This window comes from Okeania sp. SIO2C2 (assembly GCF_010692625.1).
Taxonomy (GTDB): Bacteria; Cyanobacteriota; Cyanobacteriia; order Cyanobacteriales; family Microcoleaceae; genus Okeania; species Okeania hirsuta.
This window is the reverse complement of the sequence record NZ_JAAHGM010000047.1, coordinates 1-20,635: the sequence shown is the minus strand read 5'-3', so window position 1 is coordinate 20,635 and position 20,635 is coordinate 1. Positions and strand designations below refer to the sequence as shown.

Below are 20,635 nucleotides of genomic sequence, written 5' to 3'. Positions count from 1 at the left end.
ACCCTATCGGATAACTACTAATAATAAGGTTTTTGTTCTTAGTTGGGCTTTAGCCCTAATACTTATAGTAGTTTAAAATAAAAATGAGATGGATAAATCCCTTATTTTTAAGGATTATGTCAAGGTTAAGTGCCTCAATCTTAACTGGAATGATTATTGATTATAAGTATAATAAGGCTAAAGCCCTACTACGAGCCTAAAAAGTTAGAAATAAGGAATAATTTAGGGAGAAGGAAGGAGATCAAAAGGAAGAAATAAGGCGTAATAAGTTAGGGAGAAACTTGTTGATTTAATTGTTTTATTTCTATTTCTGATACTTCATTTTCTTCATCCATAGGATTATAAAAGAAAGAGCCTGTTTGGGGTGGTAATTTTGGATTTAGCACCACTTCCACAATACTTTTTAAAACTCCAGTGAGCGGAATTGCTAATATTACTCCCAAAAGCCCTCCTATTTTACCACCTAATAGTAACGCTGCAAAAATAATTACTGGGCTAAGTCCGGTTAAATTACCCATGACTCTAGGGGCAACTATATTATCTTTAATTTGTTGGAGAGCGATCGCCACGATTAAGACTTTTAAAGCTAACCACCAATTAATAAATGTTACTATACTGCCTACAGTGCCAATGCCCAAAGTTGCGCCAATAAATGGAATTAATTCCATTACCCCGATAAAGACTGCAAATAGTAGAAAATAGGGAACACCAAGAAACCAAAAAGCAAAAGATAAAGTAGTTGCCATAAATAAACCTAATAACAACTGTCCAGAGATAAAACTTTGAAGATTAACTTCTAGGGATTTTGTAAATACATCTCGTACTTTTGGAGCAATAATACTTGTCAGATTATTCCAAACTCTTTCTCCATCTAAGAGCATATAAAAGGAGATTACTAAAATTAAAATTAAGTCGAAAAACCAGTTAACTGTGCCTAAGACTAAACCAAAACTGGTAGTAGCGATCGCCTGTATTTCTTCTTGAGCTTTTGCTGATAGTTGCTGTTGTAAAATCCCGACATCAAAGGGTAAATTATTAAATTCACTCCAGGTTTGAAATTCTGTTAATTGCCATCTGGCAGATTCTAATAAGTCTGGAAATTTCAACCACAATTGTCGAGCTTGGTTAAGAACTGGTGGAACAATAGTTAGGCCGATAACTAATATTATTAAAGCAGCCGTTAAATATACTAAACCTGCTGCCAAACTTCGGGGCAAAATTTTTTGTAGTTTAGATACTGGATAGTTTAACAAAAATGCCACTAATCCTGCTGTAATTAGAATACTAACTATTTCACCTACATAACTAATTGCCCCGATTGTCAACCATCCTGCTACTAATAATAATAACCATGTAATTAGAAATTGTTGAATAGGTGAAAATTTGACATTCATAAAGTTGGTAATTGGTAATTAGTAATTGGTAATAGCTTAGACAGCTTCAACATTTATCAAATCTCAGTTTTGTATATAATTTTAGCCTGTCACAAATTACTTCAAACTGATTATTGGAAATATTCACCTGAAATTTTTGTCTGTGAAAATTTGCAACATTATCTAAATCCATGATCTGGTATAAAATAATAATTAAAAAATTTAAACCTTTAGAGGTAAAGGTTTTTAGGATTTAAGTAATTAGCCAATAATAACTGAATTTGGCATTATACCAATTCCCAAAAGTAACGCTATACTTAGGTCAAACTTCAGTTCTTAAGTAATTAAAAATAGCCGAATCACTTTTTTGCTAATTTTAGCCAAGTTAATGTTAATTATTCTTGTGTTTACTTCTACTCCACTCCCCCACTTCCCCTCCTGGGAGGGGGAGGGGCGAGGGGTGGGTCTCCTACTCATGAAAATGTAGAAAAGTTTTTGAGAAATGGTATTAGAGATATTTTCTGTTTCTTGTTGAATATCTCAACAAAATTTTATAGCAGTTTAAGGAAAAGGCGCGGGCATATCAAAAGCTTAAAACTCAGACAATGCTAGATTTTTCGCTGCTTCTGTCCTTCCGTCTCTAGTAGATAACTAAACGCCTTCTTCCTCCTTCCTTCTTCCTTCTTCCTTCTTCTTTCTGCTCCCTAATTTCTAAACAGCAACCTTCATAGAAAGATCATGCTCTATTACAAATACATTGGAGTAAAGGTTAGCAATAATTTGCTTACCTTGCTGTGTTAGTGACAAATATTTCAGAGCATTTTTTATATAAGGAAGAACTCCTTGCCAAAAAAATTGCGGATAATTATCGCGCAGATCGCTAGGATTTTTATACCCTACTTTTTCATTGAAACCCATTTCCTCAAATTCATAATATAAAGAACAAATTTTATTGAGGTAGCGGGGGTCACTTAACTGGCCAATTAAATCTGCCGCTCGTACTAAACCAGGATGATTAACAGTATCTTGATGATCTGATTCTTTCGGAACAGGAAAGCATGTTAACTCAATATTATGTTTAATTATTCCCACATCAATTAGTTTATGACCGCCAAATCGTTCATTAATAAATAATTTTGCCCGATCCACATGATAAGGAGTTAAACTAGCATCCGTACAACCTAATGGCAAATTAACCATTTCATCATCCCTACCCGTAGCGTACCATCCTTTTTTGTCTGCCCGACAAACTCCTTTTACATATCCGATGTCATGGCAAACTAAGGAAATAATATAATGTAACCAATCTTCGCAGGCAACTCCTCCTTCTCGAATATGTTTTCCCCGTAGAATTTCTTGGCCTACAAGAGTCACCAGAATTGTATGCTCTACATTATGGTAAAGGGCATCACTATTGGCAATATTTTCTAGTGCCATATTTCCTGCCCAACCAATAATTTCTTCGTAGTTAGATTTATGACCGCCGTAAGTACGACGGTAGCCATCTTTAATTTTTTCGACAAATGAATTAATTAATATTTCAGTGGCATTAAACATATTTTTTTCTTAATTTGTTTTGATTTTTTTAGGCTTTTCTAAAAATTGTAGTTGTCTGAGTTATTTTTTTGCTTTCTTACGTCATTTATTCTTACTTACTTAATATTATAAATAGTGCTGAAGGTAATGAGACACAGAAAGCAAAATCAGGGTCATTTTTATATTCGAGTTACTTCATGGTTTAAAGAAATCTAACAAAACGATAATTTTTCTTTACAACATAAGTGTTGAGTGGTTATAGAAATGGGTGAAAGTAAATTGAGAAGTAAAATTATACCAGAAAATAGGCTTTGTTGCATGAAGGTGGCGATCACAAAAATCACCCCTGTAGAGGAATGAACTAGAATTGTACTTTGTAACTTTCTGGCTTACAATCTTTAATCATACGGTAATTATACGGTTGAGGAGGGCACATTGTATCAATAACTCCACTGCTTGATTGTTAAATTTCCGTCGTCGTAATTTACCTGCGAACATCACTTTGAGCCGAAACATTGTGGTCTCGGATCAGGAGCGTCGGTGGTAACCACTTTCATGCTTCCATTTCTTTAGTCCTATTTGACGAATGCGTCTGAGGTTCTCATCTCTAGGATGGGGTGGAGCTTTACAGTTGCCATGTTGCCCAATCACGGCATTTTTTCGTGGAGGAATCGTGATTTTTGCTCCTCTTTGACTAGCCTTTTCATCAGACTTATACTTGTCGTATGTCCCGTTCCTGATACTTGAGCTATCTCTCCTTCTAGAGCATCTAGTACCTCGGAAAATGCTTCTTCATCACTAACATCGTTGTTCCTTACCATAGCAGTAGCTATCTCCCCAGTTGCCTCCGAAACCCCCAAATAGAGCTTATATCATGTCCGGTTGAACAGTGATAAATAAATAACTACGGAGTCCTCAGGAGTCAGTCCTCAGGAGTCAGGAGGGAAGAAAGAAGAAGGAAGAAGAAGAACTGGAGTTGAAGGAGAGAGTTTTCTGATCACTAATTATCCGGACATGATATTACGCCATGTCCGACGCCCACACCATGAATTCTTGTTTTCCATTCTCCCTCGCCATACACTTTGACCCCCGTAGAGTCTAGTACCAAGTACATGGTTTCTGTTGCTGGTAATATAGGTATATTGATGTTCAGTTTGCTCAAGCGACGACACAAGGTACTATGGTCTGGTACTGGCAAGTCTATTCCCATCAATTCAAATATAGATTCCAAGAAATCCTCAATTTGTCGTCCTGCCAAGCTAAACAAAGTAGCAATAGTGGCCATTAGCTCCATGGCGACATTGCTATAGGTGTTGGATGCTCCCCTACGTCCAGTTTTGTTCTGATTGAGCCACTGTTCTATCACTCAACCACAACTTGCGAAAATTAATGAAACCGCAGTCTGTGCTCATCAACCTTGGTTGCTGGCAAAACCTGTGGGAGGGTTACTGTGGTTAGGTCCGATATTTGAACCAGAAGATACCGGATGTTGGGATTAGACATCTGGTAAAAATCAAAAATCAAATCAATTATCACACAGAAATTATCAATTCTTTCCCCTCCTGGGAGGGGGAGGGGCGAGGGGTGGGTTCCATACTGCCTACAGCAAAGCTGCCTACTCCCTCTTTTCTGGAAGATGTGTAATGTTTAGCTCAACGTTTGCGCGGTCATCGGGAAGTTGAAGCTGCAGTTTTGCGACAGAAACAAAAATCTCTTTCGACCAAAAAATCTAGTGCGAGTAAAAGAGAAATTTCTGGATGTCTCCCTACTTCTTTATGGTTACCTACCTTCAACTATGGCAACTGCCATCAATCTGATAACCACTGAAGTTGCCAAATGGATAGTACAAAGATGTGGGGTGGAAATGCCTAACTTTACTACCCTCGCTGGAAAAGTGATTACCTTTAACTAGACAAACCTGACCACAGAAACTCATATTTTGAGTAAACGACCTCAATGTCAAGCTTGCGGCGATCCTAAATTACTCAAAGACATGGCATTTTATCCTCTGACTCTCACCAGTCGCAAAAAACATTTTACCTCTGATGGCGGTCATCGCGCATTCACTCCCGACCAAACAACAAAACGCTACGAACAACTAATAAGTCCCATTACTGGAGTTGTCAGTGCTTTAGTACAAACCTCTGACCCAAATAATTCTCTAATCCATACCTACAATGCTACTCATAGTTTCGGTAGTGCCAAAACCGTTCTACTAAACTTACCCAAACTTACCCAAACATAATTGCATGAGTTTTGGAGCTAGCTTCCTGTTTTGCTGACGCAATGCTGCGCAAACACTGAATACCACTGACCGCAGTCTGTAACTTATCTTCTCCACAGGCTTAAAATCGGCGGAAACTCCACCTACTTATCCACATAGTTTTCCAAATTGACGGCAGCGTTAAAGTCTCTGTCTGCTTCAAAACCACAGTTGCCACATTCGTAAATTCTCTTATATAATGGCATTTTATGTTTCTGCCCACAGTGAGAACACAATTGAGAACTTGGATAAAATCTATCTGCTATCACTAATTCATTGCCATACCATTCACACTTGTATGATAACTGACGCTTAAACTCATAAAACCCACAGTCTGCTATTGCACTCGCCAGCTTATGGTTTTTGAGCATTCCACTCACCTTCAAATCTTCAATCACTATGGTGCTGTGGTTCTTGGCTAACCATGTTGTGACTTTATGTAGTGCCTCCGCCCTGATATCAGCTACTGCTTGGTGCGCGTTCCCTTGCGCCGTGAGACGGCGCGGGGTCGCATCCGCTTTTTTGTGAGCTTTGGCTAGTTTTTTTACGGCTTTGGCTCTGTTTTTGGAAGCAGGCTCTTTTTTGTTGAGACGGCGTTGATAACGAGTTAGTTGTTTTTTGGCTTGTTTGTAGGCTTTGACGTTAGCAAATTTCGTTCCATCACTACAAGTTGCTAGGGCATTTATGCCTACATCTACACCGATAACAGCCCGTTTTTTAGTCGGAGGTTTGGGCTGACATTCATCATATTTAAAGCTAATGTACCAGTTATCTCCACCTTTTGAGATGGTGACATTTTTGACTGGCACAGAAGGTAATATTTCATAAGTTTTGACTATTCCGATTCTTGGTAATTTCATGTAGTTTCCTTGCAGAATTTTAATACTTCCTTCGCGCGGAGAAACTATCTTTTTTACCTTTTTTCTTAAACTTAGGAAATCCACGTTTAGGAATAGTTAAAAAGTTTTTAAATGCCCTCTCTAAATTTCTTAAGGCTTGCTGGGGAGCGCACTTTGATACTTCATAATACCATGGATTTTCACTTTTAACTTCAGCAATTAAACGTTTATGTAACGCGATAGCACTAGGCCGTTTCTTGGTTTCTGCGTATTCAGAAATGCAAGTAGCTAATCCCCAATTATAAGCAGTCAGGGGCTACACCTGCGTGCGCAAGCAAGTATTGTTTTTTGGTAATTGTTAACTTTTAATTTAGTCTTGATTGATTGCATTTGAACACGCACACCATGAAAAAAAGTCTTTGATTGTTTAGGAAAATTTTAATGTATGATAGCATATCATCAACAGATTTTCGAGATTTCTTAATATTTATCCAACTTTGTCCAATTATTTGGCTTCAGTAGTTAGCCCTCAGTGCTTTGCGTCGTTCTCTTGGTCATAAAAGTGGAGGAAAAGGTAAGAGCAGAAGTCGAGGATTTAAACCCAAGCTTTTAGCCCGCTGAAAGCTGAGTGCTGTTTGCAGAGCATTCCGGTACGGAAAATGCTGATAGCTACTTAAGTTAAGCTCATTAACTTGACAGTAGTGACTCATAAACCTAAAATGCAAGCAAATTAAGCTAAAAATACACAGAGGAATAATCCGATGGCCAAGAAAAATCTGATGCCACAACAACAAAAGCCTGTGATTCGCTTGAACATTGAAAAACCTATAGAGGGACTTGAAGAAGAAAACCTGACTACTGGTTTCGCCTCCAGGGAGGGAATAGCCCCACAAGGTTCCAGGAGGAATCAGCCTTACAGATGTTCCTATGACGGTGAGGCAGAATAACCCTGCTCCATGGAATAATATAATTCAGTCGATCGTCATACAATGCTTAAGGGCGAATGGTTATTCGCCCCTACAATACAATTATAGACTCTTATCTTTAAATACTGATTTGAGGAACAGAGCGATCGCTGGAATAAATAACTATACTATGTGGTCGATTAAGGATTAACTTCACTCTCACCTACGGTAGAAGCAGGAGTATCACCGACAGCATTCTGTGATGGTTCTATTAACTGCTGCTGTTTATTGCGAAACTGCGTCGCTGCATCATTAATACTGTCACGTTGTTCGAGCATATACTCTTTCATATTCCGGTTATTTCCCAGTCTTGAGTTATGAATAATGTCGAACATATTCAACCCACCGGAACCACTGAAAGGATCTGGGTTATCTACGGTTTGCAAATCCTTTAGAGGATTAACTGTATTAGTTTCATAAGATTCAGCAAAAGATGGCTGAGGTAGGAATATAGTTATTATTCCTGTGGTTAAGGTGCTGAAAATGATTTTTGTCAAAAGTTGAGCAGACATAGGTCGTATCGTAGTTTTTTTAAGAAACTTCAGATATATAGCATACAACTTTTTTGGTCTGTTTGAAGAAGAGATATTATTTTACGGTAGCATTAGATTATTGGGGAGGGGGCGGGTTTATCCAAATTTAATGTTGAGCAATTAACTTAACGTGGAACCCACCCCTACCCGATGCAACATTTTAGGAGTCTAACGCTACTACATTTTTAGCGTCAGAACGGTTTTAACCGGAGGTAATTATCAATTATCCATGATCAATTATCAATTAATGAACCACCCGATCGAATCAATTTAGGCAAACCGACGACGTAATAAAGGCTGAATTGCGACTAAAGTCACTACATCAAAGACCAAAAGTACCAACAATGCTGTACCAAAAGAAATATCAGCAAAAGGTGTTTCCATGATTATACTACCAATAGACCAGTCACTATGTAAATACAAATAGCGAATCGGCTCGATCGCGTAAGTCAAAGGATTTAAACTTGCCACTACCTGTAACCAATTAGGCATAAAAGATAGAGGTGCTAGAGCAGTACTAGCAAATAGTAAAGGTAAGTTAGTTACAAAAATAACTGCCAAAAGTTCAATGTGACCGGGTAAAGCAAAGGCCAGACCCAAACTTAAACCTGTCACGCCCAAAACCAACATTAGGACAATCAGGGCGATGGTAGCTAATCCTAATGTACCAGGTAATCCAGCGCCCAAAAATGCACCAGCACCGATGATTATTGCTGACTGAATCAAACTCAGAGTGATAATAAAGGTAGCTGAAGCTAAGACAATAGAAAAGCGGGATGTTAATGGAGCTACCAATAGGCGGTTGAGAAAGCCAAATTCTCGGTCAAACATGACTGGCAAACCAGCATTAAGAGCACCTGCAAAAGCGGTGAAGACAATAATACCAGCACCGAGAAATTGTCCATAATTTTGACTTTCGCCAAATAAACCTTGAGGTACATTTTGGAAAAGTGCCCCAAATAGGATTAACCACATCAGGGGTTGGATAATTCCAGCTATTAATGTCGAAGGGCGTCGTTTTAGTTGGATAAATAACCGACGGGTTAATGCTAGAGTTTCTTGGAAGAAATCTCCCAGTACAGAACCGGAGGTTAAAGGTGTCGTTTGAGTGTCAGACAACTGACTAATATTTGGTTGGGAAGGAGTAATAGTACCACTCATATTAGACTTTAGATATTATTAGTGCAGAATGTATAGCGCTGTGCGCAGGCAACAGGCAACAGGCAACAGGCAACAGGGGGAATAAAAAACCGATAATATCAGGCTTTTAGCTATTGGACAGTTACTGTAATTTGTAAATATGCCAGCGCACATTGCTATATGGACAAAAGATAATACGGCAATGTGGAAGTTAAAGATTTTTAACTTATTATTAATATTTTTCCACCGTATGCTAATGGCTTTTGTCCAATACACTGGTAATTTTAACACTGCTATTTAGAAATGGCAGAATAGGGGAAGGAAGAAGCAAAAGTCTTGCTTTGTCTGAGCTTTAAGCTTTTGATATGTCTGCGCCCTTTGCTTCGACTGCTATAGCAGAAGGAAGAAGGAAAAACTTAGCGTTGTCTGAGTTTTAAGTTTTTGATATGTCTGCGCCCTTTGCTTTGACTGCTATAATAATTATTAAAAAATATTGAAGATATAGCAGGACAAAGAATGTAGGTTGGGTTAAGCGCTAGCGTAACCCAACAAACCCAAAATGCTCCTTGTGTTTACCTGACTCAACTCAACCTACACATATAGAACCCCTGAGCGTATCTTGATAAATACCAAGTTTTTTGATCTAGGAGTCAGGAGACAGGAGACAGGAGACAGGAGTTAAGAGGGAAAAGGGAAGAGGGAAGAGGGAAGAGGGAAGATGTGGGCAGAGATCATACAAAAAATTCAACTCCTTGCTGATGATTTTCGGTCAAAATTGATGCGCGAAAAGACTTGAGAACCATAATTATACCATAATTATATAGATCTCAAATGGGTTCTATACAACATATACAAAAGGAGTTGTTGGGTTTATCCTGCGGATAAGCTCCGCTAACCTGCGTCAACCCAACCTACAAGGTTTCAACTTTTTATCAAAATAATTGGGTCGCGCAATCCCTCCTTTTAACGCAAAATATTTTTGGAGTCTTGCTCAAATCCCCTACTTCCCATCCAGGCTCCCCTCCTGGGAGGGGCGGGGGTGGGTTGGGTTAGGGGTGGGTTAACTTCTGTACGGGCGAACGGCCGTTCGCCCCTACTGACTTCTGACTTCGTTCAATGCTCTTAATTTGGGTTTTGCCACCCTTCCACAATGGCAACTCCCACATTAACATAAGGATTATCTAACAATTCTTTGAGTGCTTCTTTGCCTCCCGCTTGCAATGCTCCGACAAAACGTTGGCGGTTATTCGGCGGAATGGAGGCGGTGACAAATGCTTGTTTTTCTGCATCTGTCGCATCGGGATTATTTGATTCTAACTGTTTCAATAACTTTTGAATTTCATCAGCAGCTTCGGCAAGGGTTTGCTTTTCTTGGGAGCCATAGTTATTTTGGGTTCCGATAATCTGACTGCCACCTTCAGCGTTCTCGACTACGTTACCACTACTCTCACTTTGCTCTTGATCGACTAGATTACGAATAGTAGCTTCTTTCAGGTCATATTTTTTTCTGTAAGAATCTGCCATTAACTCACTCCTTATATTAGGGTTAACTTCAGTATTAGGGTTAGCTTCAATACTAGGATTAACTTCAGTATTAGGGTTAGCTTCAATACTAGGATTAACTTCAGTATTAGGGTTAGCTTCAGTATTAGGGTTAGCTTCAATATTTATATTATTATTTTTCTCGACAATCAGCAACTTAATAATTTCTAGTAGGTTGAAATTCTCACCATTTTTGGATAATTCCGACCGAGAATTTAATCGCTGAATAAATTGGTCGCTGACAACATGGTCTTTGGTTTCTGCTGCATTTATTAATAATTTATCTCGTAATAACAGTGCTTCGTTATAGGGTAACAAAGTTGCTAATAATAGATAAACTCCTCGAAATCTGGGGTCGTTAATATGTTGCTCTAATTTTTGATTCTCCTCACCGAGAAAAGTCTGGACGATAAAATATTCTTGAATTTTATCATGGCGGAAATACCATTGGGAACCTGAATTACCTTCTACATGAGGTTGACGGCGCAAAACCATTTTGTAGTTTTCCATGCAATTTAGCTCTTTTTTCCACTCGGACGGAATATTAATTTCATCGTTGAGGCGCATTTGATATGCTGTTTCGGCAAATTCTGTTAGGGGAAAGGAATCAAAATTAATCTGCTCGTATGCTGCTGCCATAACGTTATACTGCTGTTGTTGCAGGTTGAGCAAGTCAGGATTTTTCCCTGGGCGAGAATTTGCCCGACAATAGTTAAGTCCATGGGATTCGATAGTAACCGACGTACTGCTTTGCGCTCTTCCTCTGACTGTTTGTTTGAATTGAAGGTTTTTTCCAGGTATTCTTCGCAAGCTTCCTCATACTCAGACTGGGAAATTGATGTTTCTGCGGATGGGGTAAACTGACGAGTCTGGAGAAACTGTCGAATTTGCTGACGTTTTAATGGTTGGAGAATATAGGTTTTGGTGGCGGAGGGTGGAATCCAATCTAGGGGTTGTGTTGCTAGGAGAATATGACCCCGGAAATGACGCTCGACGAAATAACTAATTTTAGTACGGGTGTCAGGGGTGACTTCATTGAGACCGTCGATACAAATTTCTAGGGCGTTGTTATAGATGAGGTTTTCTAGGAATTTACGGTCTGTTTGAGAAATCGGGATTTTGGCTTGGATGGCAGCGATCGCTCCTTGGGCACATTTGCTGGCAGGTAGGTAAACGACAAGATTTTTACAGGTTTTCGCCCAGTAGCGCAGGAACATGGATTTGCCGAGACCTGATTCTCCTTCGAGGATAATGGGAGATTGCACTTTGGCAATGGCGGTTTTGATGGGTTGGAGGTTGTGGGTATTTTTGAGGCAAACGTTGGAGTCGGGAAAGTAATCTTGAGGGTTGAAACTGTCGAGGTTGGCGTCTGCGATGAGGAGGGGTTGGAAAGGGGAGAGGAGTGTGCGGCGGAGGAATGGTATCCAGGTGAGTAATAAACCGATGTAACCGAGTCCGGCAATTCTGCGAATCAGGGGATGCCAGAATAGGGTTTGAATTTCGGGATATTTGGGATAGAGGGAGAGGAGGATGAGCCAAGTTATGGCGTGAAGGAGTAGAATTTTCCAGAGGTAGGATAACCATTGTATTCCTTTTAATATCTTGATTTTTGTGTTGATGGAATCTGCATGAGTAGACTTGGCAGCGTTTAAATTTTGGTAGTGGGTTGTGAGGAGGTTAATGTCTTGGGGTTGCCATTCGACGCGATCGACTACTTGGGCAATTTGTCTTTCTAATTCTGGGCGTAATTCTTCTAGGGGTTTGGTTGCTTGCCAAATTTCGGCAAAGAGTTTTAAGACTTTTTTGCCTTCTTTTCGAGAGTTATCAAATTTATTGTTTTCGTAGGGATATTTTTTGGGTGAACCCAACCATTGAATTAAGGTAACGGTATCAGATTCTCCTCCACTGACAAAGTAAGCGAGAAAACGAAATTCTGCTTCTTCGTAGCTGCTTTTATGAGCTGTATTCAAAATCGGTAAAATCTGCTGACTATTCAATTTTCCCATCTTACCCACTGCTATTGCTGCTGCTTCACGGACAAAGGAATTCTTATTGCTCAACAACTGCAGCAACTGAGGAATTAAGTCTTTAGCCTCCGACCCCAAATTACCCGCTACTGTTACTGCTGCATAAAGAACATCCCAATTTTCATCGCTCAACAACTGCAGCAACTGGGGAATGAATTGTTTAGCCTCCGACCCCATATTACCCACTGCTGTTGCTGCTGCTTCACGGACATCCGAATTTTCATCGCTTAGTAGTTCCTTCAATTTTGCCAAAGTTTTGGCTCCAGAATCTATCTTAACGACTGCCCTTGCTGCTTCTGTATTGACAGACTTTATTTCAAACCTATCATCAAAATAGGACATAGTGAGTGAATTATTATCGCCGAACAACTGTAGCAACTGGGGAATCAATTCTTTGGCTTCTGACCCCATCCTACCCACTGCTTTTGCTGCTGCTTCACGGACATCCGGATTTTTATCGCTCAATAACTTCTGCAACTGTGCAATAAATTGTTTAGCCTCCGACCCCATCCTACCCACTGCTTTTGCTGCTGCTTCACGGACATCCGGATTTTTATCGCTCAATAACTTCTGCAACTGTGCAATAAATTGTTTAGCCTCCGACCCCATCCTACCCACTGCTTTTGCTGCTGCTTCACGGACATCCGGATTTTTATCGCTCAATAACTTCTGCAACTGTGCAATAAATTGTTTAGCCTCTGACCCCATATTACCCACTGCTGTTGCTGCTGCTTCACGGACATCCGAATCTTCATCGCTCAACAACTGCTGCAACTGGGGAATAAATTCTTTAGCTTCCGACCCCATATTACCCACTGCTGTTGCTGCTGCTTCACGGACAGACGAATGCTCATCGCTCAACAACTGCTGCAACTGGGGAATAAATTTTTTAGCCTCCGAACCCATACTACCCACTGCCCATGCTGCTGCTCTACGGACATCCGAATCTTCATCGCTCAACAACTGCTGCAACTGGGGAATAAATTCTTTAGCCTCCGACCCCATCTCACCCACTGCCTCTACTGCTGCTTTACGGATACGCCAATTATCATCGTTCAACAACTGCTGTAGTTGAGGAATCAATTGTTTAGCATCCGACCTAATCTTCACTACTGCCCGTGCTGCTGCTTCACGGACAGACGAATGCTCATCGCTAAACAACTGGAGCAACTGGGGAATAAATTGTTTAGCCTCCAACCCCATATTACCCACTGCCTCTACTGCTGCTTCACGGACACGCCAATTTTTATCACTGAACAACTGCTGCAACTGGGGAATGTATTGTTTAGCCTCCAACCCCAGATTACCTACTGCTGTTGCTGCTGCTATACGGACATCCGAATCTTCATCGCTCAACAATTTTCCAATTCGTTCAATCCGCTCCGGGGGAATTTCAACAGGAGACTTAAGGTCATACTCAGACATTTTCTTCAAAGCTTCCACCAAAACATCAGGGTCAGAATCATCCAACGCCGCCAACATTCCCTGAAGCTGCCAGTCTTCCGGCGGTGACTTCTCATCAGCTCGAACATGACCCAAATTTACCACCAATAGCACCAACAACAACAGCAGTAAAAAACGCCATTTACGGAGAAAGGGGTTAGAGAGTTTCATCATCGTTAGATTGAGAGATATAGGAATTCCCAAAGTTATGAAGTAAATTTACGATCCCCCTAAATCTCCCTTAAAAAGGGGGACTTTGAAGACTCCCCACTTTTAAGCCGTTCCCCCCTTACTAAGGGGGGTTAGGGGGGATCGAAAGCTGTACCTCTTATGTTAAAGAACTGCTATGGAAAACAGCAGCTTATTTTAAGTCTACATATTAACATATTAAATTGAACCGGAACAGAAAATCAAGAAATAATTTAGACCAACTAAGATTGCTTTTTTCCACTTCATTCCAGTTGCAACAACAACAGGAAAACAGTATGCTAAATTAAATTCCAAAATAAAAACGTGAAAACAGACAGCATTTTCTATAAATTATTTCTGACAATTCCATCCAGTTTTTTGAACTAATTGGTATTTCTGGCAATGAAGCCAAAAATTACAAATTTACTTCCCGTGAAGTCAAACAATTATCATTTCGTATGGATGGATTATTTGTACCAACCAATGTTAATTCTGACCAACCATTCTATTTAGTAGAAGTACAATTTCAACCAAAAGAGGAATTATATTATCGTATATTTTCCGAACTTTTTCTATATTTAAGACAATATCAACCGATTAATCCTTGGCGAGTAGTAGTTATTTATCCAACTCGTAGTATTGAAAGAGAAGAAGCTCATCAATTTGGGGATATATTGACTTTAGAAAGAGTCGAACGAATCTATTTAGATGAGTTAGCAAACATAAACTCGTTAGGAGTAGAAATTGTTAAACTGGTAGTAGAACCAGAAGAAACCGCAGTCGATCTGGCTAAGTCGTTAGTTGAAAAAACTCAAATTCAATTAACAGATGCAGTCAGAGAAGAAAATATTATCGAATTAATAGAGACTATAATAGTCTACAAATTACCACAAAAAAGTCGGGAGGAAATTGCAGCAATGTTTAATTTAGGTGATTTGAAACAAACAAGGTTTTACCAAGATGCTTTTGCGGATGGTCAACAAATTGGTGAAGGAATTGGGGAACAAACAGGCCAACAGAAGGCCAAACAAGAAGCAGTTGCTCGAATGGTTAAATTAGGGTTGAGTTTAGAGGTAATTGCTGAATCTTTAGACTTGCCTTTGTCGGTTGTTCAACAAATAGCTAATTCGGCTAATAATAATTAAATAACTGAATAGATTTAGACTAACTTTGCTACAGAATATTTTTGATAAATAATTCAATTTTATCTGTAGTTAAGTTAACTTTTAAAAAAAATTAGGTAAGAGAGTTAGGTAGAGTCTAATTAAACAGTTTGTATAAATCAGTTTGTATTGGAAAAAAAAGAATTAACCACACACCGATTATTTATCAATCTGAAATTTATTCTCAAATTATGGAGATAAAACCATGAATAATGAACAACCTAAATTATTTTCATAAAGACTCCTTAAAGGTATCAATAAAGCCATTGCTGAAGCATTAGAAAGACACCGAAAATTAGGAGAGTATATCGCTATTTGGGAATATGGAAAAGTCGTTATTGTACCTCCAGAAAAAATCCCATTAATCTTGGATAAAGAATGGGATGGATAATGAATAATGAATAATTAATAATGAATAATTAATAATGGCTTTGTTGCATGAAAGTAGCGTTCTTAACATCCATTCCGCAGCTATATCGCTATCTTTTGCAATTATTGATGTTCTATTTACTATTGTCCAATAGTTATTGCTCTGCTGAGAACGCGTACGCTATCTTTTGCAATTATTGATGTTCTATTTACTATTGTCCAATAGTTATTGCTCTGCTGAGAACGCGTACGCTATCTTTTGCGATGATTGATGTTCTATTTACTATTGTCCAATAGTTATTGCTCTGCTGAGAACGCGTACGCTATCTTTTGCGATGATTGATGTTCTATTTACTATTGTCCAATAGTTATTGCTCTGCTGAGAACGCGTACGCTATCTTTTGCGATGATTGATGTTCTATTTACTATTGTCCAATAGTTATTGCTCTAGCGATCAAACCTCAAAGCTTTTACAGGTAAAAGTTTCAGCCTTTTTCACCTCAAACATTGATGTTCTATTTACTATTGTCCAATAGTTACAACAGTTTCCGCGCGTTATGAAGTACAGATGCGGAGCAAGTGCGGCAGCTATATACTTTCATGCAACAAAGCCATGAATAATTAGGGTCTGCTGAAAAAGTCTTATGGGTGAGGGTAGGAGACAACCCACCCCTCGCCCCTCCCCCTCCCAGGAGGGGAATACAGGAGACAGGAGACAGGAGAAATGGGAATGTAGAGGAGTTAGGAGTAACAATTGTCAGAATGATTTTTCTGCCATAGTCTTGCCTAAAATACGCTCCTTTTTGAGCATAAAGAGCTGAAAAATTTGCACTTTTTAAAGAAAAAAAAAGGCTAAAACCTTTATATGTAAATGCTTTTATATTTAATCAGCAAGCCCTAATTAATAATTGCCTGTGGTTCAACTTGAGGTGCTGATAACTGATAACTGATAACTGAAAAAAGGTGAAATTCAATGGTTTTAACAGCCCAAGAATTTGAGGCAATAATGCCCGATGCTACTCAACTAGAAAGCGACGAACCCGAAATGGAAAGCTCTCAACACTATACGCAACTCATGTTGCTAGTTATTTGTCTGGAATGGTTGTGGCGCGATAGAAATGATTACTTTATTGGTGCCAACTTGACTATTTATTACAGTCGCCAGCAGCTAAAAACTCGCGAATTTCGCGGACCAGACTTTTTCTTAGTCAAGCAAACCGAGAAGCGACCTCGGAAGTCATGGGTAGTTTGGGAGGAAAACGGTAAATATCCTAACTTAATTATCGAGTTACTATCAGACTCTACCGCTAGAGTCGATCGCAACTTAAAAAAGAAGTTATATCAAGACAACTTCCGCACCCCAGAGTATTTTTGGTTCGACCCGGAAACTATGGAATTTATGGGATTTCGCTTACAACAAAATCGCTATGAAGAAATTCAACCGAATCAGTCAGGTTGGCGTTGGAGCCAAGAATTAGAATGATACTTAGGAGTAGATGGAGGTGAACTGCGTTACTTCACTGCCAACGGTGAACGAGTGCCAACTCCCCAGGAGTCAGCGATACAAGCTCAATTACAAGTTCAACAAGCTCAAAATGCTTTTGCCGATGGTCAACAAGTTGGAGAACAAACAGGCCAACAAAAGGCCAAACAAGAAGCAGTCCCTCGATTGCTTAAATTAGGATTGAGTTTAGAGGTAATTGCTGAATCTTTAGACCTACCTTTATCGGTTGTTCAACAAATAGCTAATTCTGCTAATAACAATTAGATAATTGGAGAGACTCAGACTAACTTGGCTAAAGAATATTTTTGATAAAGAATTCAATTTTATCTGTAGTTAAGTTAACTGAAAAAAATTAGACAAACGTAAAAACAGACAGCATATTCTATTTAACTACCCTGGCGGGAAGTCCCGCGGTCTCCCGTTGGCGGAGCCTAGCGGCAGCTATTAGGGGAGCGTCGTATGGGAAAGCCAGGGGCAACAGTTGGATATCTCCACAAATAAAACGTTTCGACCTCCTTGACAAGTAGGAGGTATTTTGTTATTGTCTCAACAAACACAGGGGGAGGACATCACCTCTGTCAAAACTGCGGTCAGTTTTTTTCTGACTGAAGAATCCCTCGTTGTCGTGTAAGCGCAACGTCGGTAGTATGTCAATAGAGACGATAATAGTCTATAAATTACCACAAAAAAGTCGGGAGCAAGATGCTCCCACTGTTCTCGTAACACACATTGCCAGACAATGCACGACCAATAAAAATGCACCACCATCAAACCTTCTTCCTCCTTCCTTCTTCTTCCTTCTCTCCTAGAGAACTCAAGCCTTCCTTCTTCTTCTCTCCTGACTCCTGACTCCTGACTCCTGACTCCTTCTAATTACCCACATCACGAAGAATATTTAAAGGTTTATGCTCCTTAATAATTTTCATCTGTTCCTGATTTTTTACCAACAAAGCACCCACAAAACCCAAACTATTAACAGAAATAGACTGAAAACTCTCACGCGATCGCGACACAACTAACATCCATTCTCGCGTCACCAAAAGATTATAATTACCAGACTGTTTCCCACTCATCTCATCACTATCTTCTATCCCCACAGCTTTGAGTAAAGCAAAATAAGATGCCAAAATTTTACCAGCACAGTCAACAGGAGAATTTATCCAACCAGAATCTAATTTAGCCAAAGCGTGTCGAAAAGGAAACTCAGACGTAACACCTATACCATTATCAAAGGTAGCAGTAGCGATCGCTCTTTCTATCGGTATTCTCTCTCCATCCAAAACCATTGGTAGAGGTATCATTTGTAAATGTTTATGACGTTGACTGGCACCTGCCACTTTCCCAGCGTTGTAAAATGCCAAACCATCAAATTCTCCCATACAGCAACCCAAAGCCTGAAAATCTTGCAAATTAAGCAAATTTTCTTGTTCCTCAAACTCTCTAGTCACAATGAGTAGATGATTATCTACAACGTTATACTTATTCAACAAACACAAATGAGTTTCAGAGATATCAGCAACAAATAAATCCTGCTCATAAGGTAGAAAAGGGTTAAAATCTTTGCCAGTCTCAGCTTTCTTTTTTTTCTGCTGTTTTGTAGCTTCATCTTTCCGGGATAAATTAGACAAAATGCGTACTAGGAAGCGAATATTATCCTGTTGCACAAACTCGTATTCAGTAGGTATAGGTTGAAGTGCGCCACATTCTAGAGCATATTCAGTTTGTTGTTTTAGCCTTTCCCAGAGAGTGCCCGGTGTAAATAACAATTGATTTTGGGACATAGTTAAATTTTGGATATGATAGTCAGTAGTCATCGATTATAGCAATTCCCAAGAAGGGTGAGGTTGGCGTTTGACAATTAGTGTGAGCATCTTGCTCGCGTTATCAATCATCATAATTACCCCATGTCCTAACTATAGTGGCAACTATACTGATATTGATATGAAGAGGCGATCAATATTTCAAAATTTGAGACCCAAAAAAATTGGTAGTAGGGGAGTGGGGGAATGGTTAGGGACATTGCATGCAACGGCCGTTCGCCCCTACCTCCCCTACTTTCCCGCTTCAGAAAACATAGAAAAGTTTTTGAGATTTGGTATAAAACCTTCTTCTTTCTTCCTTCTTCCTTCTGCTGTAAGTCAAAAAAAAGTCCCCTCTGGAAACAGGGAACCCCTATAAATAGCAACTACTCTTAGAGCTTGATTTCAGTATTTACAACACTAAAACTTTAGTTTTTGTTGATAAATTCACTAACTCGATCGCTTAAACTTCACCTAATTTTCATGCTTAAAAGCAATAGAGTTTTTGAGTATTTTAGTTTCCAGACAGACTATCACATTAATCCCCAAGTACTTCTCTACAAAATAAGTTAGTTGAATCAAAACTTTTACCTTCTCTATTTGCTTTAGCTTCTTTACTTTCTAGAACGCTTGCAACTGAACCTTTAGCAAGAGAACGAGTTGTTGCACTGGCACTGTCATTAACCCAATCATTTGCGCCAACTTTATATCTGAAATTGCATCTATATTGATCGTTAGCCGATCCTGCTTGTAAGAAAATGCCGAGAGAAGCTAGTGCAGATAGGATTAAGTACCTTTTCATTATAAAAACTCTCCTGTAATTGGTTTACTTTATGGATAGTGAATTACTATCTATATTCTTTTTATATCTCTAAATTCAGATCATTTATTGTTAACTAATATACTTTTTACTATCTTTTTTCTGATTTTATGAGCGGTTGCTTGTTTTTTTAAGTATAAATTCTCAATCCAGAAACCGGCATTATTAATATTAGTTTTTACTGTCTCAATATAAATAAAAATTAATAAAAAAAATCATTTTTTATGATATAATTAATCTTAGTTTATTGGAGGGATTATGTAAGTAAAATTTTACAGCTATCTACTCAAATTGTCAAGATGATAATATGATTATTCCCAAAAATAATTATATCTGCAAATCTGCCAAATTAGCGAACATTTAAGTTGCTATTTTTCTCGAAAGTAAATAAATATTAATTGTGAGTGATTGGAGAAATAAATGAATAAAAACTATTATAATCATACTTTATATTAGCTTTATTCAGTAACTTTAACAACTAGGAAAAGCAAAAATTAAAAGTGTTGCCAGTAAAAATTTGCAAAATTAAGTCTATCAGGTATAATTAAATATGTGGCTTTTCAATCTTTGCCGAACACAAGAACCTTCAAAGCGATCAGTAAAAGCTTTTTAGGTAAAGGTTATGTATCGAATGCGATCGCCATAACCAGAGGAGTAGCTACAACAAATTGCAAGTAAATGAAGTACAAACATTTAAGACCTCTCCCTTAGAAGCTGTTTTTCAACAATTAATAGACTTGTCGCTTTATAACTTAAAAATTCCCCAAAAACCTTGTTCTGTAAGGATTGTAGCTATTGGATGGCAAAAATGCTGGGAATTATTGCTCTGTCTAGGTTAGAGTGATTTTTTCCCTTTATTTAGCGACAACTCTAATAATTAATTATTAATTATCAGGACTTACGCAAAGACACTATATATAGCGCATGGTAAATCAAGCGATTGCTGACGCAAAGCTCCGCTAACGCGAAAAAAAATTATAGCGATCGCCAAGTTTTGCTGATGATAAACAATCCATCAAAACTTAAATAACAGTCATTTTAATTGTAGGATATTTAAGTTCAGATACTAGATATTTAGACAATAGTTGATGTTTAAGATGATAAATAGTTATGGCTAAAATAGTTGCCAT

General features: G+C 38.7%; 22 protein-coding genes. 9 read left to right on the top strand and 13 right to left on the bottom strand.

Annotated elements, in window-relative coordinates:
- Positions 1–269 precede the first annotated feature (269 nt).
- The 6 genes from F6K18_RS26770 to F6K18_RS26745 all read right to left on the bottom strand — a co-directional run bounded on the left by F6K18_RS26770 (position 270) and on the right by F6K18_RS26745 (position 4,275).
- Positions 270–1,394, bottom strand: a complete 1,125-nt coding sequence (locus F6K18_RS26770; protein ID WP_287525322.1) for an AI-2E family transporter — start codon at positions 1,392–1,394, stop codon at positions 270–272.
- A gap of 315 nt (positions 1,395–1,709) precedes the next feature.
- The gene (locus tag F6K18_RS26765; RefSeq protein ID WP_287525321.1) at positions 1,710–1,850 is read right to left on the bottom strand and encodes a hypothetical protein; all 141 of its coding nucleotides are present in this window, start codon (positions 1,848–1,850) and stop codon (positions 1,710–1,712) included.
- Positions 1,851–2,084: 234 nt separating this feature from the next.
- Positions 2,085–2,930, bottom strand: coding sequence for an Npun_R2479 family HD domain-containing metalloprotein (locus tag F6K18_RS26760; protein ID WP_287525319.1), 846 nt, complete (start codon positions 2,928–2,930; stop codon positions 2,085–2,087).
- A gap of 507 nt (positions 2,931–3,437) precedes the next feature.
- On the bottom strand, positions 3,438–3,560 hold the full coding sequence (locus F6K18_RS26755) for a hypothetical protein (RefSeq protein ID WP_287525317.1): 123 nt from the start codon (positions 3,558–3,560) through the stop codon (positions 3,438–3,440).
- On the bottom strand, positions 3,557–3,730 hold the full coding sequence (locus F6K18_RS26750) for a hypothetical protein (protein ID WP_287525315.1): 174 nt from the start codon (positions 3,728–3,730) through the stop codon (positions 3,557–3,559). The genes F6K18_RS26755 and F6K18_RS26750 overlap by 4 nt, the downstream gene beginning before the upstream one ends.
- Positions 3,731–3,909: 179 nt before the next feature.
- Complete coding sequence (locus F6K18_RS26745) at positions 3,910–4,275, bottom strand: transposase (protein ID WP_287525313.1); 366 nt, start codon at positions 4,273–4,275, stop codon at positions 3,910–3,912.
- Here F6K18_RS26745 and F6K18_RS26740 point away from each other — a divergent pair.
- The 3 genes from F6K18_RS26740 to F6K18_RS26730 all read left to right on the top strand — a co-directional run bounded on the left by F6K18_RS26740 (position 4,256) and on the right by F6K18_RS26730 (position 5,154).
- Complete coding sequence (locus F6K18_RS26740) at positions 4,256–4,408, top strand: hypothetical protein (RefSeq protein WP_287525311.1); 153 nt, start codon at positions 4,256–4,258, stop codon at positions 4,406–4,408. The two genes, F6K18_RS26745 and F6K18_RS26740, sit on opposite strands and share 20 nt — an antisense overlap.
- A 233-nt stretch (positions 4,409–4,641) precedes the next feature.
- Positions 4,642–4,821: a hypothetical protein gene (locus F6K18_RS26735; protein WP_287300934.1), complete on the top strand. Its 180-nt coding sequence runs from the start codon at positions 4,642–4,644 to the stop codon at positions 4,819–4,821.
- A 27-nt stretch (positions 4,822–4,848) separates the two neighbouring features.
- Positions 4,849–5,154: a TOMM precursor leader peptide-binding protein gene (locus tag F6K18_RS26730; protein WP_287525310.1), complete on the top strand. Its 306-nt coding sequence runs from the start codon at positions 4,849–4,851 to the stop codon at positions 5,152–5,154.
- Positions 5,155–5,276: 122 nt separating this feature from the next.
- Here the strand turns inward: F6K18_RS26730 and F6K18_RS26725 are convergent, their stop codons facing one another.
- Positions 5,277–6,032, bottom strand: coding sequence for an RNA-guided endonuclease TnpB family protein (locus F6K18_RS26725; RefSeq protein WP_287525309.1), 756 nt, complete (start codon positions 6,030–6,032; stop codon positions 5,277–5,279).
- A gap of 740 nt (positions 6,033–6,772) precedes the next feature.
- Here F6K18_RS26725 and F6K18_RS26720 point away from each other — a divergent pair.
- Positions 6,773–6,958 carry a DUF5837 family cyanobactin class RiPP gene (locus tag F6K18_RS26720; protein WP_287525308.1) on the top strand — a complete coding sequence of 62 codons (186 nt, stop codon included), beginning with the start codon at positions 6,773–6,775 and terminating at the stop codon, positions 6,956–6,958.
- A 158-nt stretch (positions 6,959–7,116) separates the two neighbouring features.
- Here F6K18_RS26720 and F6K18_RS26715 read toward each other — a convergent pair whose 3' ends face one another.
- Positions 7,117–7,488 carry a hypothetical protein gene (locus F6K18_RS26715; protein WP_287525307.1) on the bottom strand — a complete coding sequence of 124 codons (372 nt, stop codon included), beginning with the start codon at positions 7,486–7,488 and terminating at the stop codon, positions 7,117–7,119.
- Between the two features lie 291 nt (positions 7,489–7,779).
- Positions 7,780–8,670 (bottom strand): ABC transporter permease, encoded by an 891-nt coding sequence (locus F6K18_RS26710; protein WP_287525306.1) that lies wholly within the window; start codon positions 8,668–8,670, stop codon positions 7,780–7,782.
- A gap of 139 nt (positions 8,671–8,809) precedes the next feature.
- Here F6K18_RS26710 and F6K18_RS26705 point away from each other — a divergent pair, with 139 nt between their 5' ends.
- Complete coding sequence (locus tag F6K18_RS26705) at positions 8,810–8,950, top strand: hypothetical protein (RefSeq protein ID WP_287525304.1); 141 nt, start codon at positions 8,810–8,812, stop codon at positions 8,948–8,950.
- Positions 8,951–9,771: 821 nt separating this feature from the next.
- Here F6K18_RS26705 and F6K18_RS26700 read toward each other — a convergent pair.
- Positions 9,772–10,830 (bottom strand): hypothetical protein, encoded by a 1,059-nt coding sequence (locus F6K18_RS26700; RefSeq protein ID WP_287525302.1) that lies wholly within the window; start codon positions 10,828–10,830, stop codon positions 9,772–9,774.
- Positions 10,785–13,835 carry a sister chromatid cohesion protein PDS5 gene (locus F6K18_RS26695; protein WP_287525301.1) on the bottom strand — a complete coding sequence of 1,017 codons (3,051 nt, stop codon included), beginning with the start codon at positions 13,833–13,835 and terminating at the stop codon, positions 10,785–10,787. Before F6K18_RS26695 ends, F6K18_RS26700 begins: the two co-directional genes overlap by 46 nt.
- A gap of 365 nt (positions 13,836–14,200) precedes the next feature.
- On the opposite strand from F6K18_RS26695, the gene F6K18_RS26690 reads away from it, so the two are divergent.
- The 4 genes from F6K18_RS26690 to F6K18_RS36890 all read left to right on the top strand — a co-directional run bounded on the left by F6K18_RS26690 (position 14,201) and on the right by F6K18_RS36890 (position 17,150).
- The gene (locus tag F6K18_RS26690) at positions 14,201–14,995 is read left to right on the top strand and encodes an Rpn family recombination-promoting nuclease/putative transposase (protein WP_353735186.1); all 795 of its coding nucleotides are present in this window, start codon (positions 14,201–14,203) and stop codon (positions 14,993–14,995) included.
- 1,031 nt (positions 14,996–16,026) lie between these two features.
- Positions 16,027–16,203: a hypothetical protein gene (locus tag F6K18_RS26685; RefSeq protein WP_287525300.1), complete on the top strand. Its 177-nt coding sequence runs from the start codon at positions 16,027–16,029 to the stop codon at positions 16,201–16,203.
- Between the two features lie 152 nt (positions 16,204–16,355).
- Entirely contained in the window at positions 16,356–16,865 is a 510-nt protein-coding gene (locus F6K18_RS26680) for a Uma2 family endonuclease (RefSeq protein WP_375341356.1), read from the top strand.
- A gap of 54 nt (positions 16,866–16,919) precedes the next feature.
- The gene (locus F6K18_RS36890) at positions 16,920–17,150 is read left to right on the top strand and encodes a hypothetical protein (protein ID WP_375341355.1); all 231 of its coding nucleotides are present in this window, start codon (positions 16,920–16,922) and stop codon (positions 17,148–17,150) included.
- A gap of 605 nt (positions 17,151–17,755) precedes the next feature.
- Here the strand turns inward: F6K18_RS36890 and F6K18_RS26675 are convergent.
- Both F6K18_RS26675 and F6K18_RS26670 read right to left on the bottom strand, forming a co-directional pair.
- Entirely contained in the window at positions 17,756–18,667 is a 912-nt protein-coding gene (locus tag F6K18_RS26675) for a phosphorylase (protein ID WP_287525299.1), read from the bottom strand.
- Between the two features lie 556 nt (positions 18,668–19,223).
- Positions 19,224–19,487 carry a hypothetical protein gene (locus tag F6K18_RS26670; protein WP_124143397.1) on the bottom strand — a complete coding sequence of 88 codons (264 nt, stop codon included), beginning with the start codon at positions 19,485–19,487 and terminating at the stop codon, positions 19,224–19,226.
- Positions 19,488–20,635 lie beyond the last annotated feature (1,148 nt).

What these genes read in the sequence shown, in the direction of transcription:
- F6K18_RS26770 (WP_287525322.1), bottom strand. Translation starts at nt 1,394, where the DNA reads ATGAATGTCAAATTTTCACCTATTCAACAATTTCTAATTACATGGTTA.
- F6K18_RS26765 (WP_287525321.1), bottom strand. Translation starts at nt 1,850, where the DNA reads ATGAGTAGGAGACCCACCCCTCGCCCCTCCCCCTCCCAGGAGGGGAAG.
- F6K18_RS26760 (WP_287525319.1), bottom strand. Translation starts at nt 2,930, where the DNA reads ATGTTTAATGCCACTGAAATATTAATTAATTCATTTGTCGAAAAAATT.
- F6K18_RS26750 (WP_287525315.1), bottom strand. Translation starts at nt 3,730, where the DNA reads ATGGTAAGGAACAACGATGTTAGTGATGAAGAAGCATTTTCCGAGGTA.
- F6K18_RS26725 (WP_287525309.1), bottom strand. Translation starts at nt 6,032, where the DNA reads ATGAAATTACCAAGAATCGGAATAGTCAAAACTTATGAAATATTACCT.
- F6K18_RS26720 (WP_287525308.1), top strand. Translation starts at nt 6,773, where the DNA reads ATGGCCAAGAAAAATCTGATGCCACAACAACAAAAGCCTGTGATTCGC.
- F6K18_RS26715 (WP_287525307.1), bottom strand. Translation starts at nt 7,488, where the DNA reads ATGTCTGCTCAACTTTTGACAAAAATCATTTTCAGCACCTTAACCACA.
- F6K18_RS26710 (WP_287525306.1), bottom strand. Translation starts at nt 8,670, where the DNA reads ATGAGTGGTACTATTACTCCTTCCCAACCAAATATTAGTCAGTTGTCT.
- F6K18_RS26705 (WP_287525304.1), top strand. Translation starts at nt 8,810, where the DNA reads ATGCCAGCGCACATTGCTATATGGACAAAAGATAATACGGCAATGTGG.
- F6K18_RS26700 (WP_287525302.1), bottom strand. Translation starts at nt 10,830, where the DNA reads ATGGCAGCAGCATACGAGCAGATTAATTTTGATTCCTTTCCCCTAACA.
- F6K18_RS26695 (WP_287525301.1), bottom strand. Translation starts at nt 13,835, where the DNA reads ATGATGAAACTCTCTAACCCCTTTCTCCGTAAATGGCGTTTTTTACTG.
- F6K18_RS26685 (WP_287525300.1), top strand. Translation starts at nt 16,027, where the DNA reads ATGGGTGAGGGTAGGAGACAACCCACCCCTCGCCCCTCCCCCTCCCAG.
- F6K18_RS26680 (WP_375341356.1), top strand. Translation starts at nt 16,356, where the DNA reads ATGGTTTTAACAGCCCAAGAATTTGAGGCAATAATGCCCGATGCTACT.
- F6K18_RS26675 (WP_287525299.1), bottom strand. Translation starts at nt 18,667, where the DNA reads ATGTCCCAAAATCAATTGTTATTTACACCGGGCACTCTCTGGGAAAGG.
- F6K18_RS26670 (WP_124143397.1), bottom strand. Translation starts at nt 19,487, where the DNA reads ATGAAAAGGTACTTAATCCTATCTGCACTAGCTTCTCTCGGCATTTTC.